General features: G+C 67.3%; 15 protein-coding genes. 4 read left to right on the plus strand and 11 right to left on the minus strand.

Features of this window, described 5'->3' with window-relative positions; translation table 11 throughout:
- The first annotated feature begins 151 nt into the window (after positions 1-151).
- The 4 genes from XnspCFBP7698_RS12770 (at position 152) to XnspCFBP7698_RS12785 (ending at position 5,241) form a co-directional block, all read left to right on the plus strand.
- Positions 152-1,309: a phosphotransferase gene (locus XnspCFBP7698_RS12770; protein ID WP_123137487.1), complete on the plus strand. Its 1,158-nt coding sequence runs from the start codon at positions 152-154 to the stop codon at positions 1,307-1,309.
- Between the two features lie 31 nt (positions 1,310-1,340).
- Entirely contained in the window at positions 1,341-3,509 is a 2,169-nt protein-coding gene (locus XnspCFBP7698_RS12775; RefSeq protein ID WP_123137445.1) for a TonB-dependent receptor, read from the plus strand.
- Positions 3,510-3,831: 322 nt separating this feature from the next.
- Positions 3,832-4,407 carry a nicotinamide riboside transporter PnuC gene (pnuC, locus tag XnspCFBP7698_RS12780; protein ID WP_123137446.1) on the plus strand — a complete coding sequence of 192 codons (576 nt, stop codon included), beginning with the start codon at positions 3,832-3,834 and terminating at the stop codon, positions 4,405-4,407.
- A gap of 105 nt (positions 4,408-4,512) precedes the next feature.
- Positions 4,513-5,241: a UTRA domain-containing protein gene (locus tag XnspCFBP7698_RS12785; protein ID WP_123137447.1), complete on the plus strand. Its 729-nt coding sequence runs from the start codon at positions 4,513-4,515 to the stop codon at positions 5,239-5,241.
- 335 nt (positions 5,242-5,576) lie between these two features.
- Here XnspCFBP7698_RS12785 and XnspCFBP7698_RS12795 read toward each other — a convergent pair whose 3' ends face one another.
- The 11 genes from XnspCFBP7698_RS12795 to XnspCFBP7698_RS12845 form a co-directional block, all read right to left on the minus strand.
- Positions 5,577-6,416, minus strand: coding sequence for a hypothetical protein (locus tag XnspCFBP7698_RS12795; protein ID WP_039408314.1), 840 nt, complete (start codon positions 6,414-6,416; stop codon positions 5,577-5,579).
- Positions 6,413-8,710 (minus strand): type II secretion system secretin GspD, encoded by a 2,298-nt coding sequence (gene gspD, locus XnspCFBP7698_RS12800; RefSeq protein WP_123137449.1) that lies wholly within the window; start codon positions 8,708-8,710, stop codon positions 6,413-6,415. Before gspD ends, XnspCFBP7698_RS12795 begins: the two co-directional genes overlap by 4 nt.
- Positions 8,707-9,504, minus strand: a complete 798-nt coding sequence (xpsN, locus tag XnspCFBP7698_RS12805) for a type II secretion system protein XpsN (protein ID WP_039408320.1) — start codon at positions 9,502-9,504, stop codon at positions 8,707-8,709. Before xpsN ends, gspD begins: the two co-directional genes overlap by 4 nt.
- A complete protein-coding gene (gene gspM / locus XnspCFBP7698_RS12810) occupies positions 9,494-10,144 on the minus strand; it encodes a type II secretion system protein GspM (protein WP_047697695.1) in 651 nt (216 codons plus the stop codon). Before gspM ends, xpsN begins: the two co-directional genes overlap by 11 nt.
- The gene (locus tag XnspCFBP7698_RS12815) at positions 10,128-11,249 is read right to left on the minus strand and encodes a PilN domain-containing protein (RefSeq protein WP_123137450.1); all 1,122 of its coding nucleotides are present in this window, start codon (positions 11,247-11,249) and stop codon (positions 10,128-10,130) included. The genes gspM and XnspCFBP7698_RS12815 overlap by 17 nt, the downstream gene beginning before the upstream one ends.
- Positions 11,246-12,097: a type II secretion system protein GspK gene (locus tag XnspCFBP7698_RS12820; protein ID WP_104579103.1), complete on the minus strand. Its 852-nt coding sequence runs from the start codon at positions 12,095-12,097 to the stop codon at positions 11,246-11,248. The genes XnspCFBP7698_RS12815 and XnspCFBP7698_RS12820 overlap by 4 nt, the downstream gene beginning before the upstream one ends.
- On the minus strand, positions 12,094-12,729 hold the full coding sequence (locus XnspCFBP7698_RS12825) for a type II secretion system protein J (protein ID WP_104579104.1): 636 nt from the start codon (positions 12,727-12,729) through the stop codon (positions 12,094-12,096). Before XnspCFBP7698_RS12825 ends, XnspCFBP7698_RS12820 begins: the two co-directional genes overlap by 4 nt.
- Complete coding sequence (locus XnspCFBP7698_RS12830; RefSeq protein WP_104579105.1) at positions 12,729-13,142, minus strand: prepilin-type N-terminal cleavage/methylation domain-containing protein; 414 nt, start codon at positions 13,140-13,142, stop codon at positions 12,729-12,731. Before XnspCFBP7698_RS12830 ends, XnspCFBP7698_RS12825 begins: the two co-directional genes overlap by 1 nt.
- A complete protein-coding gene (locus tag XnspCFBP7698_RS12835) occupies positions 13,139-13,648 on the minus strand; it encodes a GspH/FimT family pseudopilin (RefSeq protein ID WP_039408337.1) in 510 nt (169 codons plus the stop codon). Before XnspCFBP7698_RS12835 ends, XnspCFBP7698_RS12830 begins: the two co-directional genes overlap by 4 nt.
- Positions 13,649-13,657: 9 nt before the next feature.
- Positions 13,658-14,089: a type II secretion system major pseudopilin GspG gene (gspG, locus tag XnspCFBP7698_RS12840; protein WP_039408341.1), complete on the minus strand. Its 432-nt coding sequence runs from the start codon at positions 14,087-14,089 to the stop codon at positions 13,658-13,660.
- A gap of 227 nt (positions 14,090-14,316) precedes the next feature.
- On the minus strand, positions 14,317-15,534 hold the full coding sequence (locus XnspCFBP7698_RS12845; RefSeq protein WP_104579106.1) for a type II secretion system F family protein: 1,218 nt from the start codon (positions 15,532-15,534) through the stop codon (positions 14,317-14,319).
- Positions 15,535-15,664: the final 130 nt, after the last annotated feature.

The raw sequence follows: 15,664 nt of genomic DNA on the forward strand, positions 1-15,664 counted from the left end.
AGTGCGACCGCCTGATGGCGCCCGCCCTGCACCGACGGCCCGGCAGCGCCGTCCGCAATGCCGGCACACGCGCCGGGCCCGTCGGATCGGCCTTTCCCGGTTGGTCTATACCACCCGATATCCCCATGGCTTGCGCGTGGAGCCTGCAGCCGTGAACGCGCCGCATCAGGTCCATGGCATGAGCCTGGCGCTGGCGCCGCCCGACTGGCCGGCGCTGACCCTGGAGGAAATCCGGCGCGTGCTGCAGCGCCTGCCCACGCTCGGCGGTACGCAGGACGTGCAGTGGCACAGTGCGCGCCCGTTCTCTGCCGCCGCCCGCGTGGAAACCGCCACCGGGCCAGTGATCGTCAAACGCCACCATCGCCGCGTGCGCAGCGTTGCCGCGTTGCGCGAGGAGCACGCGTTCATGGCGCATCTGCGCCGGGCCGGGGCGCCGGTGGTCGAGGTGCTGCATGCGGCGGATGGCCAGACCGCGTTTGCCCACGACGCCTGGGTCTACGAAGTGCAGCGCGCCGGTGCCGGGCACGACCTGTATCGCGACGCGGTGTCGTGGACGCCGTTCATCGACACCGCCCATGCACACGCCGCCGGCGCGGCGCTGGCGCAGCTTCACCGCGCTGCGCGGGGCTTCACTGCACCAGCGCGTTCCAGCGCCGTGCTGGTTGCCAACCTGCAGGTGTTCGCGCAGGCCGAGCCACTGCCGGCACTGCAGCGCGCGCTACCGACACGGCCGCATCTGGCCGCGGCCCTGCACGGGTATTCCTGGCAGCGCGACCTGGCCACCCACGTGCTGCCCTGGCATGCACGTGCCTGGCCCTTGCTGTCTGCACCGGGCGCCATGCCGCCGCTGTGGACGCATGGCGATTGGCACGCGTCCAACCTGCTCTGGAGCACCGACCACGGCGCCACCAGGGTCAGTGCGATCTTCGATTTCGGATTGAGCGATCGCAACAGCGCGCTGTTCGATCTGGCCACGGCCATCGAACGCAACCTGATCCCGTGGCTGCACCTGGACACCGGCGCACGCGCGCAGCCCGAGCTGGCGCAGCTGGATGCATTGCTGGATGGCTACGCAGCGCATTGCCCGCTCGGTGCCGCACAGCTGCGTTGCCTGGCCGCACTGCTGCCGATCGTGCATGTCGATTTCGCCTTGAGCGAGATCGATTATTTCGCCGGCATCACGCGCTCCGCCGACAACGTGGACATCGCCTATCACCGTTATCTGCTTGGGCATGCGGACTGGTTTTCCAGCGCCGATGGCCAGGCCCTGCTCGCGCATTTGCATGCGCGCGCGCACCGCTCGCCCTGAGCGGTTTCCCTTCTTCCATCGAGCCTTACCCATGTCCTTCGCATCCACTCGCCTGCTGTCCCGCCGCCCGCTCGCGCTTGCCCTGGCGGTGTGCCTGTCCACACCCGTCCTGGCACAACAACAACCCGACAGCGCAGCGGTGGAACTGGACGCGGTCAACGTGCTTGGGCAACGCAGCGAGGCAGCCACCGCGCTGACCGGCTTCGGCGCCACCCGCCTGCTGGATGCGCCCGCCTCCATCGCGGTGATCGACCGCCCGCAATTGCTCGATCGCCAGGCGCGCGTGCTCAGCGAGGTGCTACGTGCCGACGCCTCCGCCGGCGATGCGTATGCGCCGATCGGCTATTACGAAAACTTCGTGGTGCGCGGGTATTCGCTCAATGCCGCCAACAGCTACCGCATCAATGGCCTGAGTGCGGTGGGCGAGCAATCCATCGCACTGGAGAACAAGCAGCAGGTACAGATCCTCAAAGGCCTGGCCGGGCTGCAGTCCGGCGTCAACGAACCGGCCGGGCTGATCGACTACCGCACCAAGCGGCCCGAGCGTGTGCGCAGCGTGACCCTGGGTACCGACGAGCAGGGCTCGCGCTATATCGCGGCCGACCTGGGCGACTGGTTCGGTGCCGAGCGCGGCCTGGGCCTGCGCGTGAATGCCGCACGCGAAGACATCGACAGCTATGTCGACCATGCGGATGGCTACCGTAATTTTCTGTCGCTGGCCGGCGACTGGAAGCTCACACCGCAGTCGCTGCTGCAGCTGGACGTGGAATACCAGCACCGGCAACAGCGCTCGGTGCCCGGCTACCAATTGCTCGGCGGCACGCAGGTGCCGCGCGATATCGACGTGCGCCGCCTGCTCGGGTACCAGCCCTGGTCACGCCCGGTGGAAATGGGCTCGCTCAACGCGCAGCTGCGCTACGCCTATCAGTTCAACGACGACTGGCGCGCCACCGTCGACGCGTCGCGCAGCCGCTCGACGATCAACGATTTCTCCGCGTTCGCCTGGGGCTGCTATGGCGCGGCAAGCTGCGCGGACATCGCCACGCCGAACTTCTTCAGCGCGCAGGGCGAGTACGACGTCTACGACTACCGCAGCCCGGACGACACCCGCGTGCACGACCAGTTGCGCGCCACCCTGGAAGGCCGCGTGCTCACCGGTGCGCTGGAGCATCGCCTGAGCATCGGCGGCGACTGGCTGCGCCGCACCATCGACCGCTTTGGCTCGGTCAACGAATTCGTCGGCAGCGGCAGCATCGACCGCGACCCGGAGGTCTTCGCGCAGACCGACGTAGCGCTGGACCCCAGGCAACGCCGCCTGGACAGCCGCCAGCGCGCGCTGGTGCTGGCCGACCGTATCGGCCTGGGTGAGCAGTGGGAGCTGTCGTTGGGCGCGCGCGCCGTGCGGCTGGACGAACGCGCGTTCGATCGCGACGGCGTGCTGGAACGCCGCACCCGCAAGGACGCGGTGTTGCCGCAGGCGGCGCTGTTGTTCAAACCGCAGCAGAACGTGTCGCTGTATGCCAGCTACGCCAAGAGCCTGGCCGCCGGCGGCACCGCGCCGTGGTTTGCCGACAATGCCGACGAGATCCTGCCGCCCACCAGTGCTTATCAGCTGGAAACCGGCGCCAAGATCGACCTGCAGGGCCTGCGTCTGGGCGCGGCGCTGTTCGACATCCGCCAGGCCTACCAGTTCGCCCAGCCGCAAGCCGACGGTGGCCTGCTGTTCGTGCAGCAGGGACGCCTGCATAACCGCGGCCTGGAGCTGTCGGCCGATGGCGCGGCGACCGAGCAGCTGCGCCTGTTCGCCAGCATCGCGGCCATCCGCGCCCGCGCAGAAGACACCGACATTGCAGCGTATGAGGGCCATCAGGCCATCAACGTGCCCAAGCTGCGCGCCAGCGTGCAGGCCGACTACAGCGTGCCTGGCGTCGATGGGCTGGCGCTGCTGGCCGGCGTGCAATACAGCGGGCGCAAGTTCGCCGACCGCCTTGGCAATGCCAGCGTGCCCGCCTACACGGTGGCCAATCTGGGCGCGCGCTACGCCACGACACTGGGCACATTGGCAACCACGTGGCGGGTGAACGTGGACAACGTGTTCGACAAGCGCTACTGGCGCGATTCCGGCGAATACCAGGGCGATGCGTATCTGTTCCCGGGTGCGCCGCGTACGGCGCGGCTGACGGTGCAGGTGGATTTTTGAGGTCTGCTGCCTCCCCCATCCGCCCTTCGGGCACCTTCCCCCGCAAGCGGGAGAAGGACGTCGGAATCAGCTGTGCTTTGGCGGGTTTCAGGCACTGGCTGATGGCGGCAACTGAGAGCAGCTGACAGCACTCCTGCGCGGCCGCCAGGCGGGCGGGCGCCAGCTTGTGTCAGCCGCTCTTGAGGCAGGGGCTCGGCGGTGAGGACGCTGTTGGGTTTCCATCGCATACAGGCTCGGAGTCGCGCAGCATCCACTTGCGACTGCAACACGGTTTGCACGGGGTGCACCTGCTCCCCGCTCTCCACTCTCCATCAGGCATTGCATGTCGTTGCTCGAATCCATCGCTGTCGTGATCAACCTGCTGGGCGTGTGGCTGACCGCGCGACGCATCCGCTGGTGCTGGCCGGTGGGCATCGTGGCAGTAGCCTTGTACGCGTGGCTGTTCTACCAGTGGAAGCTGTACTCGGACATGCTGCTGCAGGGCGTCTACGTGCTGACCCAGCTGTATGGCTGGTGGCAGTGGCAGCGTGGCAATGCCATGGACACGCGTATCCGTCCGTTGCCGATGCCGCAACAGGAACTGTGGATCTCGCTGGGCATCGGTGCTGCGTTCGCTGCGGGGTTGGGCGCGTACATGCATCACCGCACCGACGCCGCACTGCCCTGGCTGGACGCGGCGCTGGCCAGTTTCAGCCTGGTCGCCAGCGTGTGGGCCGCGCGCAAGCGCATCGCCAACTGGGTGTTGTGGATCGTGCTGGACTGCGTGTATGTCGGCGTCTTCGTCAGCAAGGGCCTGTACCCCACTGCCCTGCTCTACGCCGGCTTCGTGGCGCTGGCGGTCTACGGGTGGCGCAGCTGGAAACCCCAACAGAACCGGAATCCGGCGGCGCTGCGCTGAGTCCGGCGCGGTTTGCTGGCGCGTTCTTCTTTACCATCGGCGCATGCACGACTTTCAGCCTGTTGCCTTACCGATGCGTCAACTCCTTGCCGGGCGGCACGCCGCATGAGCGCCTCGCGCCAGCACGCCATCACCGAGATCATCTCCGCGCAGATTGCTGCCGGCGAATGGGGCCCTGACCAGCGCCTGCCGGTTGAGCGCGAACTCGCCGAGCGGTTCGGCTGCACCCGCATCACCTTGCGTGAGGCCCTGCAGCAACTGGAAGCGCAGGGACGCATCTACCGCGAAAACCGCCGCGGTTGGTTCGTCAGCGCGCCACGCGTGCGTTACGACCCCACCAGCATTGCCGGCTTCATGCAGTACGTGGCCGCGCAAGGGCGCAAGCCGCGTACCGAGCTGCTCAGTGCGACCCGGCAACCGGCCGGCGCCGCCTTCGCCGCCGCGCTGCGCCTGGCGTCGCCCTACGAGGATGTCTTCGTGCTGCAGCGCCGGCGCTGGATCGACCGCCGCGCGGTGCTGCTGGAAACCAATGTGGTGCTTGCAGCGTGGGCGCCGGGCCTGCTGGAACACGATCTGGCCGGCTCGCTGTCAAGCGTGTTCAACCAGAAACTGGGGCTGTTCCTGAGCCGTGCGCAGGTGTCGATGCATCCGGCCGGCCTGGATGCCACCCAGGCGCTGCTGCTGCAGTCCACCACCGGCACACCTTGTTTTCGACTGCAACGCATCAGCTTCGCCGAAGACGGCCGCGCGGTGGAATTGGATATCGAATCCTGGCGTCACGATGCGCTGGATGTGGTGGTGCGGACCGATGCGCCGACGCGGGATGCGCTTTAGCGCCGGGATTCGGGATTCGGGATTCGGGAATCGGGATTCGGGATTCGGGAATCGGGAATCGGGAATCGGGAATCGGGAATCGGGAAAAGCATGCGCTGCTATCGGCAGTGTTGCGTGTGTCTTGGTGATTATGGTCTTGCAGCTGACACCAGGCGGCGAGCGGCGCAAATGCGGATCGCTGTGCTGTGTGCTGTACCGGGCAGCAGCTGCGTGCGCTGACCACTGCGCGATGGTTATGCCCTTGCATCTTCTTGCGTGATCGCGACGTCTCGTCCGTCATCGCGACGTCGCTGCGCCACCGCTGGCATGCGTGGAAGGCGTTGTTTTGCGGGCGGCTAGGCGTCGAACAGCATGCGTTGCGGATCGGGGGGCGGCAGTTCGGCCAGCAGCCGGCTCAGCTGTTCGCGTTGCGCACGCAGCGGGTCGTGCATCAGGAAGTTGGCCAGGCGTGCATGCCAGGCCGGCCAACGCGTGGCCAGTGCATCCATGTCGCCATCGGCCGGGCGGCCCTCGTGCGGGGAGGCGACGAAGGCGGTGTCGCACAACACGTTGCGCCAGCCCAGCCCGCCCATGCGCAGGCTGAGGTCCACCAGCGCGGCGTACCACGAGCCGTAACTGCTGGCATCCAGGCCGCCGGCCTTGCGTCGCGCGGTGCCGCGCAACAGCACCGCGTGGCCGACCGCCGAAGGCAGCTCCGGGTGCAACGGCGGCATGGCCGCACAGGCAGCGGCCAATCGTTCCGGCGCGTCCGGCAACGGGTTGAGTTCACCCAGCCGCGGCCAACTGCAGGCTTCGCCCACATTGCTCCATGGCGTGGCCGTGGCGATCGCCGCATCGCGCGCAAAGCACGCGCTCAACTGGCTCAACCAGCCCGGAAATGGGCAGGCGTCCACGCCCAACACCACCACATCGGCGTCGCCGCAGGCGCTGAGCATTTCATCCAGATGCGCCACCTCGCCGAGCATGCGTTGGCGACGGGTGTGATGGGCCTGCAATCGAGTGCGTGCCAACCAGTGTTCGATCACCGCACGCCCGCGCGGGCCGGCTTGCGCGTCGTCGGCCAGCCACACCCGCGTGCCTGCAGGTGTGGCCGCATCCAATGCACCCAGGCACGCGTCCAGCGCCTCGTCGTCGGTACCGACCGGCACCAGCACGACGGGCAGTGCCGCACTCATTGCGGCTTCTGGCTGGGTTTCAGCGGCTCCATGGCCTTGAACTTCTGGCCGTATTCGTCGGTGAGATTGCGCGCTTCCTGCGGGTTGCGCACGATCGTGGGAGTGATCAAGACGATGACTTCACGGCGGTTGGTATCTTTATTTTTCTGACCAAACAGGGCGCCGACGACCGGCAACTTGCTGAGAAATGGCACGCCAGCGCTGATATCGGTCGTACTGTCGTCGATCAGGCCAGCCAGCATCATCGTGTCGCCACTTTGCACTGCTGCCTCGGTTTTTACACGACGCGTATTGATATCGACATTGCAAGCAGCGCTGTTGACGGTGGTTGTGGCTGCTGCCGTACACGCTTGAGGCCGTGCGCCCGGGGTGCTGATTTCCTGCACGATATCCAAGAACACCATGCCGTCCTTGGTGACGCGTGGACGCACCTTCAGGATCACACCGGTATCGATGTATTGCACCGACGAGAAACTGCTGTCGCTGCCCAGGCCAGTATTGATCGACGTGGAATTGATCGGGATGCGTGAGCCAACATTGAGCGTGGCTTCGGCATTGTTTCGCACAAAGACTGACGGTGTCTGCAGCAGTCGCAAATTGGTGACCGTATCCAGGGCACTGATGACTGCCGCAGCATTCTTGCCGAGAAACGTCCAGCCCACGCCGCCGTTGGTGACGGTACCTGCAATATCGCCCCAGATGCCGCGTCCTACGGCGGGTGGCAGGCCAGGCCCACCGGATGCCACTGGCACGCTCACTGCATTCTCGAAATACCAATTCACACCGTACTGCAGCGCACCCGTCAAATTCACCTCAGCCACCTGTGCCTCGATATGCACCTGCATCGGCATCACGTCGAGTTTCTCGATGACATCGCGGATGGACGTCCATGCCTGCGGGGTGGAGCGCACCAGCAAGGTATTGGTTTCGGCCACTGCCGATACGCCGACCTTGTCGCCTTGCACCTCCAGCGTCACCGCGCCATTGCCGTTGCTGCGCGGCGACAGCTGCAAGCTGCCGTTGCCCAGGCCGCCGCTACCGCTGCTGCCGCCACCCATGCCGCTGCTACCGCCGAAGCTGCCCGAACCACTGCCATCGCCGCTTTCGCCGACGCTGCCACCGGTCAGGCCGGAGCTGCCGCCCATCGTGCTGTCGCGATTACCCAGCTGACCGCCGAGCACGCTGCTCTCGGCGCCCGGCGCCAGCGAGGCATTGGAATCGCCACCGCTACTGCGGCCGCCGAACACTTCCGACAACCGATCGGCCAGGTCCTTGGCCTTGATGTACTTCAACTCGTACGAAAACAGTCGCACGCCGCCACCGGCACTATCGATCCGATCCAGCCACTGCTGGATCTGGTCGAGGTAGCGCGGCTGCGGGGTGATCACCAGCACGGCGTTGGCGTTTTCCAGCGGCATGAAACGGAACATGCCGGCGCTGGGCGTCTTGCTCTGTTCGCCGAACACCTTTTCCAGGTCTGCAGAGACCTTCTCGGCCTTGCCGGACTGGATCGGGAACACGCCCACCGACATGCCAGACAACCAGTCCACGTCGAAGATCTGCACGGTGCGCAGATAGTTTTCCAGCTCGGCGCGAGTACCACCGAGGGTGATGACGTTGCGTGCCGGGTCGGTACCGACGATGGCATTCGGCCGTGCGTAGGGCTCGAGCACTTTCTTCATTTCGCTGGCGGAAATGAACTTCAACGGCACCACGCGCACTTCGAACCCGCGCGCGGCCGACGGCGATGCGGTGCTGGGCGCGACGGTGCCGGCCAGTGCCTGGTCGGCAGGCACGATGTTGTAGCGGCCACCGCTGAACACCATGCGCGCGTTGTTCCAGCCCAGCACCATCTCTAGCAGGTTCAAGGCCTGGGCCGGCGAGACCGGGTTGGGCGTGGCCAGGGTCACGGTGCCCTGCACGCCCGGCGCGATGACGTAGTTCTGCCCGAGCATGTCGCCCAGGATCGCCTTGACCACGGCCTGCACCGACTCACCTTCGAAATTGAAGGTGGCGCTGCCGCTGCTGGCCATGCCGAGCGTGGGCGCCGGCGCGCCAGCCGCACTCTGGTTGATCATGGTGCCGCTGCCGCGGCGGATCACCGGGCTGGGCTTGGCGTTGGCATCGCCGTCGGCGCGCTGTTCGGCGGGAGTCTGGGTGGCGCCGGCAGCGCCGACTTGCGGGTCCAGGCGCGCGTTGCGGCGCACGTCCGGTGGCGGAGTGGTGGCGCAACCGGCCAGCAGGCCAATCAGCAGGGACACGGGAAACAGGCGCGGCGTCATGCGTTCACTCATTGGGTCTGACCGGGGGTAGAGCCGCTCTGGCGCTGCTGTTGCAGCTGGCGGCGTCGGGCTTCGATGCGTTCGCGGATGGCACGCATCTGATCGTCGGAGGGGCGTGGGGCTTCCTGGGCGCCATCGCTGCGCTGCGGCGGCACCGTGGGCGGTGCCTGCCCGCCGGGCTGCTGCTGCGGCGGCGTGGCCGGCTGTGGCTGCGGCGGTTGCGCCGTGGCGGCAGGATCGGCTGCGTCAGGCGAGGGCAACGGCGGGGTGGCGCCCGCAGCCCCGCGCGCGGCGGCATTGGCGGTGGGCGGCTGCCCGCCCTGGCCGTTGAACACGTGCAGTTCCAGGGTCTGGGTGCCACCGGGGCCTTCGATGGTGGCACTGCGCGGCTGCAGGGCCAGCAGGCGCCAGCCCTTGACCGCGTCGCCGCCGAGCTGCACGCGCACCGAATCCTGCGGGTCCAGGGTCAGCGTGGCCATCTTGAAGTTTTCCGTCAGCAGCACGCCGGTCAGGCGCACCGTCGAGGCCGCGCCGCTGCCATCGTTGCCGGACAAGAAGAACGGATGCGGCAGGCGGTCCTCGGCGAAGGCCGGGTGCGCGGCGATCTCCGAATACTTCTCGAACGCGCCCAGCCGTTCCGGCGCCGGTGCCGGCAACGTGGGCAGGCGCTGCACCAGCGCGGGGTCGTCCGGCAGCAGCTCCACGCGCTTGCCCAGGCCGGCCACCGCCAGGATGCACACCAGCAGCGCCCAGCCAACCACGGTGGCCAGCAACCAGGTGCGTAAACCGATCAGGTCAAGGCGCATTGCTGGCCTCCCCGGCGGCGGCGGCGGGCGCGGCATCGGTGTTCAACGGTGCGGCACTGGCGCCGGGGCGCAGGTAGCCGGCCAGTTCGAAGGCGATATCCAGCCCGTTGCCGCTTTCGTTGGGAGAGAGTTGGTAACGCTGCGCCATGACATTGAGGTTGTCCACGAACAGCCGCGGCGTGCCGTTTTCCAGGCTGTACAACACCGAGGCCAGCTCCGGCGTGCCGCAGCGCAGGCGCACCTGCACGGCCACGCGGGTGAAACGGTCCTTGCTCTCCGGCTGCAGCGGCGAGCGGTTGCTGATGGCGCAGCTGCGGTTGCCGGGGCTGGCTTCCACCACCGCGCGTTCCAGCCGCTGCACCAGCCCGGCCGAGGCCAGCTCGGCGGAGGTTTCCGGCAGGAAGCCCGGGCGGCTTTCCAGCGTCTGGCGTGCCTGCCGCAGCCGCTTGCTGACTTCCGGCGCCTGCTGCAGCTGCACGCGCACGCGCAGTTCGCGCTCGCGCAGCGATTGCAGGTCGTCCTGCACGGCGATCATCGGCTGGGTGAACCACGGGTGCACCAGCACCAGATACGCCACGCCCAGCACCAGCAGCAACAACCCCAAAGCGATCCAGCGATCGCGCTTAACGCTGCGTGGCATCGGCCGCCTCCTTGGCGTCGGGGCCGGCCAGCTCGGCAGTGATGGTGAAGCGGTCGACGTTACGACCGGCATCGCTCTGCAGCACGCCGGTCAGCGAGGGCGTGCGCCATAACGGCGAGCCTTCCAGACGGCGCACCAGCGAGGAGGCTTCGTTGCTCAAGCCAATCAACTGCAATTGCCCGCCTTCGACCGAGAATTTTTCCAGATAGGTCCCACCGGGCAGACGCCGGCTCAGCTCGTCCCAGATTTCCACCGAGGTCGGACGCGTGGCGCGCTGTTTCTGGAAGAAGTTGGCGCCTTCGACCAGGTCCATCAGTTGCTGCCGTTCGGCGGCCACCTGGCGCGCGCGCGCGGCATTGGCCTGCACCTTGGCGCGCAGGTCGTCGGCCGCCTGACGGCGGTTGTCCAGCAGCAGCCAGCCGGCCACTGCCAGCAACACCAGCGCGGTGGCGGCAAGCATCAGGTTCCAGCGCTGCATGGGGTCGCTGCGCCGCAGCCGGCGCGCCGGCGGCAGCAGGTTCACTCCCAGCGGCACGCCCTGGGCGTCGGCCACGTCGATGCCGGACAACGCGCTGGTCCAGGCATCGGGCACGCCGGCCGGGCCGTCGATCATGCGCCGCGGTACCACCACCAGTTCAGCATCGAGCTGGCCGTCTTCGCGCACGTCGAGCACGCGCGCATCGAAATACACCTGGTCGGCCGTGAACGGGGTCTGCCGATCGATCTCGAAACGCGCCACGTCCTGCAGGCGTGCGGCGGCGGCGGCCGGCAGCCGCAATGGGCGCCGCAGCGCATGCGCCGACGGCAGCAGCCAATGCCGCGGCAACCCATCCAGCGCACTCGGCAGCACGGCGTTGACTTCCTGCGGCTGCACCGGCCACGGCAGGCTGGCGACCGCCTCGCGGCTATGGTCGCGCTGGCGCAGCAACTGCAAGGTATCGCCATCGAGCTGCAACAACAGGCGTGCCTGCGACAGACCCAACTGCCATTGCCACCGTTGCGGCAGCCAGGCCAGCAGCGATTGTTGCCACCAACGCCAGAAGCCTCCGGCTCCCGGCATGGCGCGTACGCCGATACGACCCAAGGTATCCCGCCATGCGGTCATTGCACTGCTGCTCCCTCTTCCCAACGCAACACGGTGTAGGCCGATCCCGGTACTGCGGACGCGCTGGTGGACACGACCGCCCGCAACACAGCCTCGCGTCCCTGACTCAGTCGCGCCCGGCTCTCGATACTATAAGTGTCAGACCCACCGACCGTCGCCTCGCTGCCCGGCAAACCCAGCGGCGCGTCACGCTGCGCCAGCAGTTGCCGCGCATCCAGGCCCATTGCGGTCAACACCGGGCCGGGCGCAAAGCGCGCTTCGGGGCGCGAGCGGCCGCTGTACAAGGTGATGTTGGGCAGCAGCTTGCGATACAACTCGCTGTCCATGCCCAGCACCAGCCGCAGTTCGCCCAGGGTTTCGAACGGGCTGTCCTTTGCGCCGTACGGCAGGCCGGCGTCGGCATAGTCGCGGTCTTCGGCGCCGCCGCCGGGCTGGCTCAGCGAGTCGCCATCGCGCCAATCGACGATCGCGCCGGCAATGCGCGTGTCGCGGCCCTGTTCGCCGCCCACCGCACGCACCAGCCCGGCCAGCAGCGCCGGCTCGGCCATGTTCAGATCCACCTTGCCGCTTTCGTCAGTGACGCGGATCTCCACCGTGGCATCGTCCAGCTGCCAACGATAGCGCCGGCCGTCTGCGCGCCAGCGTGCCTGGGTATCGGTGCTTTGCAAGCGCGAAAGTGCGTATTCCAGGCCAGCACGCGCGTATTCCTGCGCCTGCGCGCCGTTGCGCAGCATGCTGCCCTGCAACGCTTCCACGCGTGCGGTGAGCGCGAACGCACCGATCATCGCGGTGAGCAGGGCAATCAGCCACAACACCAGCACCAGCGCCGCGCCGCGCATCCGGTTCATTGCCCTGCTCCGGGGTTGCTGGATTGCGGCAGCGCCACCACCAGCGACGGCCATGCCGCATCGCCGCTGCGGATGTCGATGCGCACCAGCAGCGGCAGGCGGTCGTGCCATTCCCACTGCGGCAACCACGCGCTCAGGCGGCCGGTCTGCGGGTCCATGCCGCGATAGCGGAAGCTCACCTGCTGCACGTCCTGCGCCAGCGGCTCCGGCGGCAGCGCACTGCCTTCTTCGATCGACTTGCCCGACTGCAGCATGGTCAGGGCAATCTGCAAGGTGCGCTGCTCGCCGTCGCCGACCACCGACAGGTCATGCAGATACGGGCCGCCGCGCCCCAGGTAATCCGGCACGTCGGCGGCAAAGCGCATGCGCTGCGGCTCGCCGACGAACAGCATCGGCTGCTGGCTCTGCGGGTCGATGCTCATCGCCAGCGGCAACGCGGCCGCCAGACGGCGGCGCAGGAATTCTTCCACCGCGCGCACGCGCTCGCTGCGCTGGGCAATCGCCTCGCCGCGCTGACTCACTGCGCTGGCCGAGCGCAGCGTGGCAAAGGCCAACGCCAGGCCGCCAACCAGCAGCATGGTGGCCAGCAGCACCTCGATCAGGGTGAACCCTGCACTGCGCGAACGGCGCATCAGGCGCCGTCCTGCGCGGTGGCGGCCACCAGCCGCAAGGTGCGCCACTGCAGCATCTGATTGGACTGCTCGCCCCAGCGCACCACCAGGGTCAGTTGCAGCAGCTTGTGCGCGCCCGGCGCGACCGGCGCCTGCGGGTTGCGCCGCGGTTCGTCGTACGGGCGCACATCCATCGACCAGCGGAAATGCCCGTTCTCGAAGCTGCCCTGCTGCTGCTCGGGCACCAGTGGCTTGTCCATGCCCTGCAGGGCGAGCAACGATTGCGCGTGCAGCGTGGCGCGGGTGCTGTCGTCGGCCGCACGCACCTGCCGCGCCGCACCCGACAACGATCCCAGCAACAGGCTCAAGGCCAGCGCCAGCAGCGCGAAGGCGACGATCACTTCGATCAGGGTGTAACCGCGCTGACGCTTCATGGCGACGGCGTCCGCAATGGGCCCGAACGCACTTCGCCGGTGATCCAGCCCACGTCCACGCGCCAGCGCGCGTCCTTGACCTGCAGATCGATGCGGCCGCCGGTGGAGGCGCCGTCGGGAAAGAACTGGATGGCGCCCTGGTCTTCGCGCGACTGCACCTGGCGCGCGCCGGTGAAACGCACCTGCAGCGACGACGGCAGATCGCCGCGATGGCCGCCGGGGGCTTCCCAACGACGTTGCAGCGGGTCGATCAGGAACCGCTGCGGCGTGCCGGTGGCAATCGCCTGGGTGCGCGTGTAGCGCAGTTGCGAGGCGATCGCCTTGCCGGCGGTGCGCAGGCGCATGCCGTCGATGCCACCGTTCAATGCCGCCGCCGCGAGCACGCCGGCCATGGCGATCAACGCGATGACCAGCAGCATTTCCAGCAACGATGTGCCACGCGTGCGCGGACGACCAGGGCCGACCACTCCATGCCGATGACGCAACGGCTGACACGCAACGCGCATGGCGAGGGCTTATTGGTACTTGATGTCCGAATCGTAGCTGCTGCCGCCGGGCTTGCCGTCCTTGCCCAGGCTGATCAGATCGAACGGCTGGCCATCGCCGGGCACGCGGTATTCGATGGTATGGCCCCACGGGTCGTTGAGTTCCACCGGCTTGGCGTACGGGCCCAGCCAGCCGCTGCTGCCACCGGGCTGGGTCACCAGGTCATCGAGCTTGCCCGGCAACTTGCCGGTGTCGAGCTGGAAATTTTCGATCTTGCCGGCCAGGGTCTGGATCTGCGACTTGGCCAGATTGGCCTTGCCGCGATCGGCACCACCGAGCACGCGGCTACCGACCAGGGTGAGCACTGCACCGATCAGCACGATGACGATGATGATTTCCAGCAGGCTCATGCCGGCCTGGCCTGCGCGCGACGGACTACGGGTGATGGAGCGCTTGATCATGAACGATTTCCTTGCACGTCGATGAAGGATGCTGCCGCCAACAAAGGACACGGCGGCCATTGCATTGGTTCCCGCATGGGTGTCGTGCGGTCACCGGAAAGTTGTCGTGAAGCCGTTACTGCGGTCAGGGAGCTGTGCATTGCCACCGAAGTGTACGAGCGATGCGTACCGATGCCGAGCCCCGCTCGGGTCCGGCGACGGCGCTGCTGCGATGTTGGTCATTGCGCTCAGCCGATCGCATTGGTGAGGTCATACAGCGGCACCAGCACCGAGATGATGACAAGCCCCACCACCGAGGCCAGCACCAGCGTGATGAAGGGCACCAGTGCCGCCAGTGCGCGATCGATGGCTTGCGCGGTTTCCAGCTCGAAGGTGTCGGCGGTCTTGAGCAACATCGTGTCCAGCGCGCCGGATTCCTCGCCCACCTGGATCATCTGCAGCGCCAAGCGCGGAAAGCGCTTGCCGCGCGCCAGCGACATTGCCAGGCCATGCCCGTTCTTGACGTCGTCAGCCGCAGCGGCCACATCGTCGACCAGCGCCAGATTGGACATGACATTGCGTGCGATGCCGATGGCCGCCAGCAACGGCACGCCATTGCGCAACAAGGTGCCCAGCGTGCGCGTCAGGCGTGCGGTTTCCAGCCGCGCGATCAGGCTGCCGACCACTTTCTGGCGCAGCAGCCACTCATCCAACGACGCACGAAATGCAGCGTTGCGGCGCTTGCGATCCAGCCATAGCCCAAGCACGCCGGGCACCACGATCAGCACGATCCACCAGTCGCGTACCAACAGGCCGACGCTCAGCACCGCTTGCGTGAACCAGGGCAAGGCCACATCCAGGCTTTCGTACATCTGCGCGAACTGCGGCACCACGTAGCCCAACAGGAACAGCAATGCGCAGCCGACCACCGCTAGCAGGATCGCGGGGTAAATCAGCGCGTTGATCACCTTGCCCTTGAGCGCGCGGCTGCGCTCCAGGTAATCGGCCAGGCGTTGCAGGGTGTCCTGCATGCTGCCGCCTGCCTCGCCCGCACGCACCATGTTGATGTACAACTTGGAGAACAGCCCATGCTGGCGTTCCAGCGCCGACGACAGCGGCGCACCGCCACGCACGGTGTCGCGGATGTCGCCGATGACGCGCCGGCTTTTTTCGTCTTCGGGCAGATCCATCAGGATCGACAGCGCGCGATCCAGCGGCTGCCCGGCACCGATCAGGGTGGACAGCTGCTGGGTGAACTGCACCAGTGCCGCATTGTCGAACGGCTTCTTGCGCAACAGCATGCGCAGCGATGGCGAGTCGTTCTCACCGGTGGCCAGGCGTGTTTCCACCGGCAGATGGCCCTGCTCCTGCAGGCGCAACGCCACCTCGGCATCGCTGGACGCTTCCATCTGGCCGTCGAGCATTTCGCCGTGGGCGTCCAGGGCCTTGTAACGGTAGAGGGGCATCAGACTGGAAGGCCGGGAATCGGGAATCGGGATTCGGGAATCGGGAGAAGCAGGGTGCCGCGCTGCGTTGGCGCGAAATGGCAAACATGTGCGCGCGGCATTGCCAGCTCGTCGCTCGGCTGAATCTCAA

Source organism: Xanthomonas sp. CFBP 7698 (assembly GCF_003600855.1).
GTDB classification, from domain to species: Bacteria; Pseudomonadota; Gammaproteobacteria; order Xanthomonadales; family Xanthomonadaceae; genus Xanthomonas; species Xanthomonas cannabis.

Excerpts from the sequence above, each read along its gene's own strand:
- XnspCFBP7698_RS12835 (WP_039408337.1), bottom strand. The coding sequence starts at position 13,648 with ATGCGCGTTGCGTGTCAGCCGTTGCGTCATCGGCATGGAGTGGTCGGC.
- XnspCFBP7698_RS12815 (WP_123137450.1), bottom strand. The coding sequence starts at position 11,249 with ATGACCGCATGGCGGGATACCTTGGGTCGTATCGGCGTACGCGCCATG.
- gspG (WP_039408341.1), bottom strand. The coding sequence starts at position 14,089 with ATGATCAAGCGCTCCATCACCCGTAGTCCGTCGCGCGCAGGCCAGGCC.
- pnuC (WP_123137446.1), top strand. The coding sequence starts at position 3,832 with ATGTCGTTGCTCGAATCCATCGCTGTCGTGATCAACCTGCTGGGCGTG.
- XnspCFBP7698_RS12820 (WP_104579103.1), bottom strand. The coding sequence starts at position 12,097 with ATGAACCGGATGCGCGGCGCGGCGCTGGTGCTGGTGTTGTGGCTGATT.
- xpsN (WP_039408320.1), bottom strand. The coding sequence starts at position 9,504 with ATGCGCCTTGACCTGATCGGTTTACGCACCTGGTTGCTGGCCACCGTG.
- XnspCFBP7698_RS12825 (WP_104579104.1), bottom strand. The coding sequence starts at position 12,729 with ATGCGCCGTTCGCGCAGTGCAGGGTTCACCCTGATCGAGGTGCTGCTG.
- gspD (WP_123137449.1), bottom strand. The coding sequence starts at position 8,710 with ATGAGTGAACGCATGACGCCGCGCCTGTTTCCCGTGTCCCTGCTGATT.
- gspM (WP_047697695.1), bottom strand. The coding sequence starts at position 10,144 with ATGCCACGCAGCGTTAAGCGCGATCGCTGGATCGCTTTGGGGTTGTTG.
- XnspCFBP7698_RS12775 (WP_123137445.1), top strand. The coding sequence starts at position 1,341 with ATGTCCTTCGCATCCACTCGCCTGCTGTCCCGCCGCCCGCTCGCGCTT.
- XnspCFBP7698_RS12795 (WP_039408314.1), bottom strand. The coding sequence starts at position 6,416 with ATGAGTGCGGCACTGCCCGTCGTGCTGGTGCCGGTCGGTACCGACGAC.
- XnspCFBP7698_RS12785 (WP_123137447.1), top strand. The coding sequence starts at position 4,513 with ATGAGCGCCTCGCGCCAGCACGCCATCACCGAGATCATCTCCGCGCAG.
- XnspCFBP7698_RS12845 (WP_104579106.1), bottom strand. The coding sequence starts at position 15,534 with ATGCCCCTCTACCGTTACAAGGCCCTGGACGCCCACGGCGAAATGCTC.
- XnspCFBP7698_RS12830 (WP_104579105.1), bottom strand. The coding sequence starts at position 13,142 with ATGAAGCGTCAGCGCGGTTACACCCTGATCGAAGTGATCGTCGCCTTC.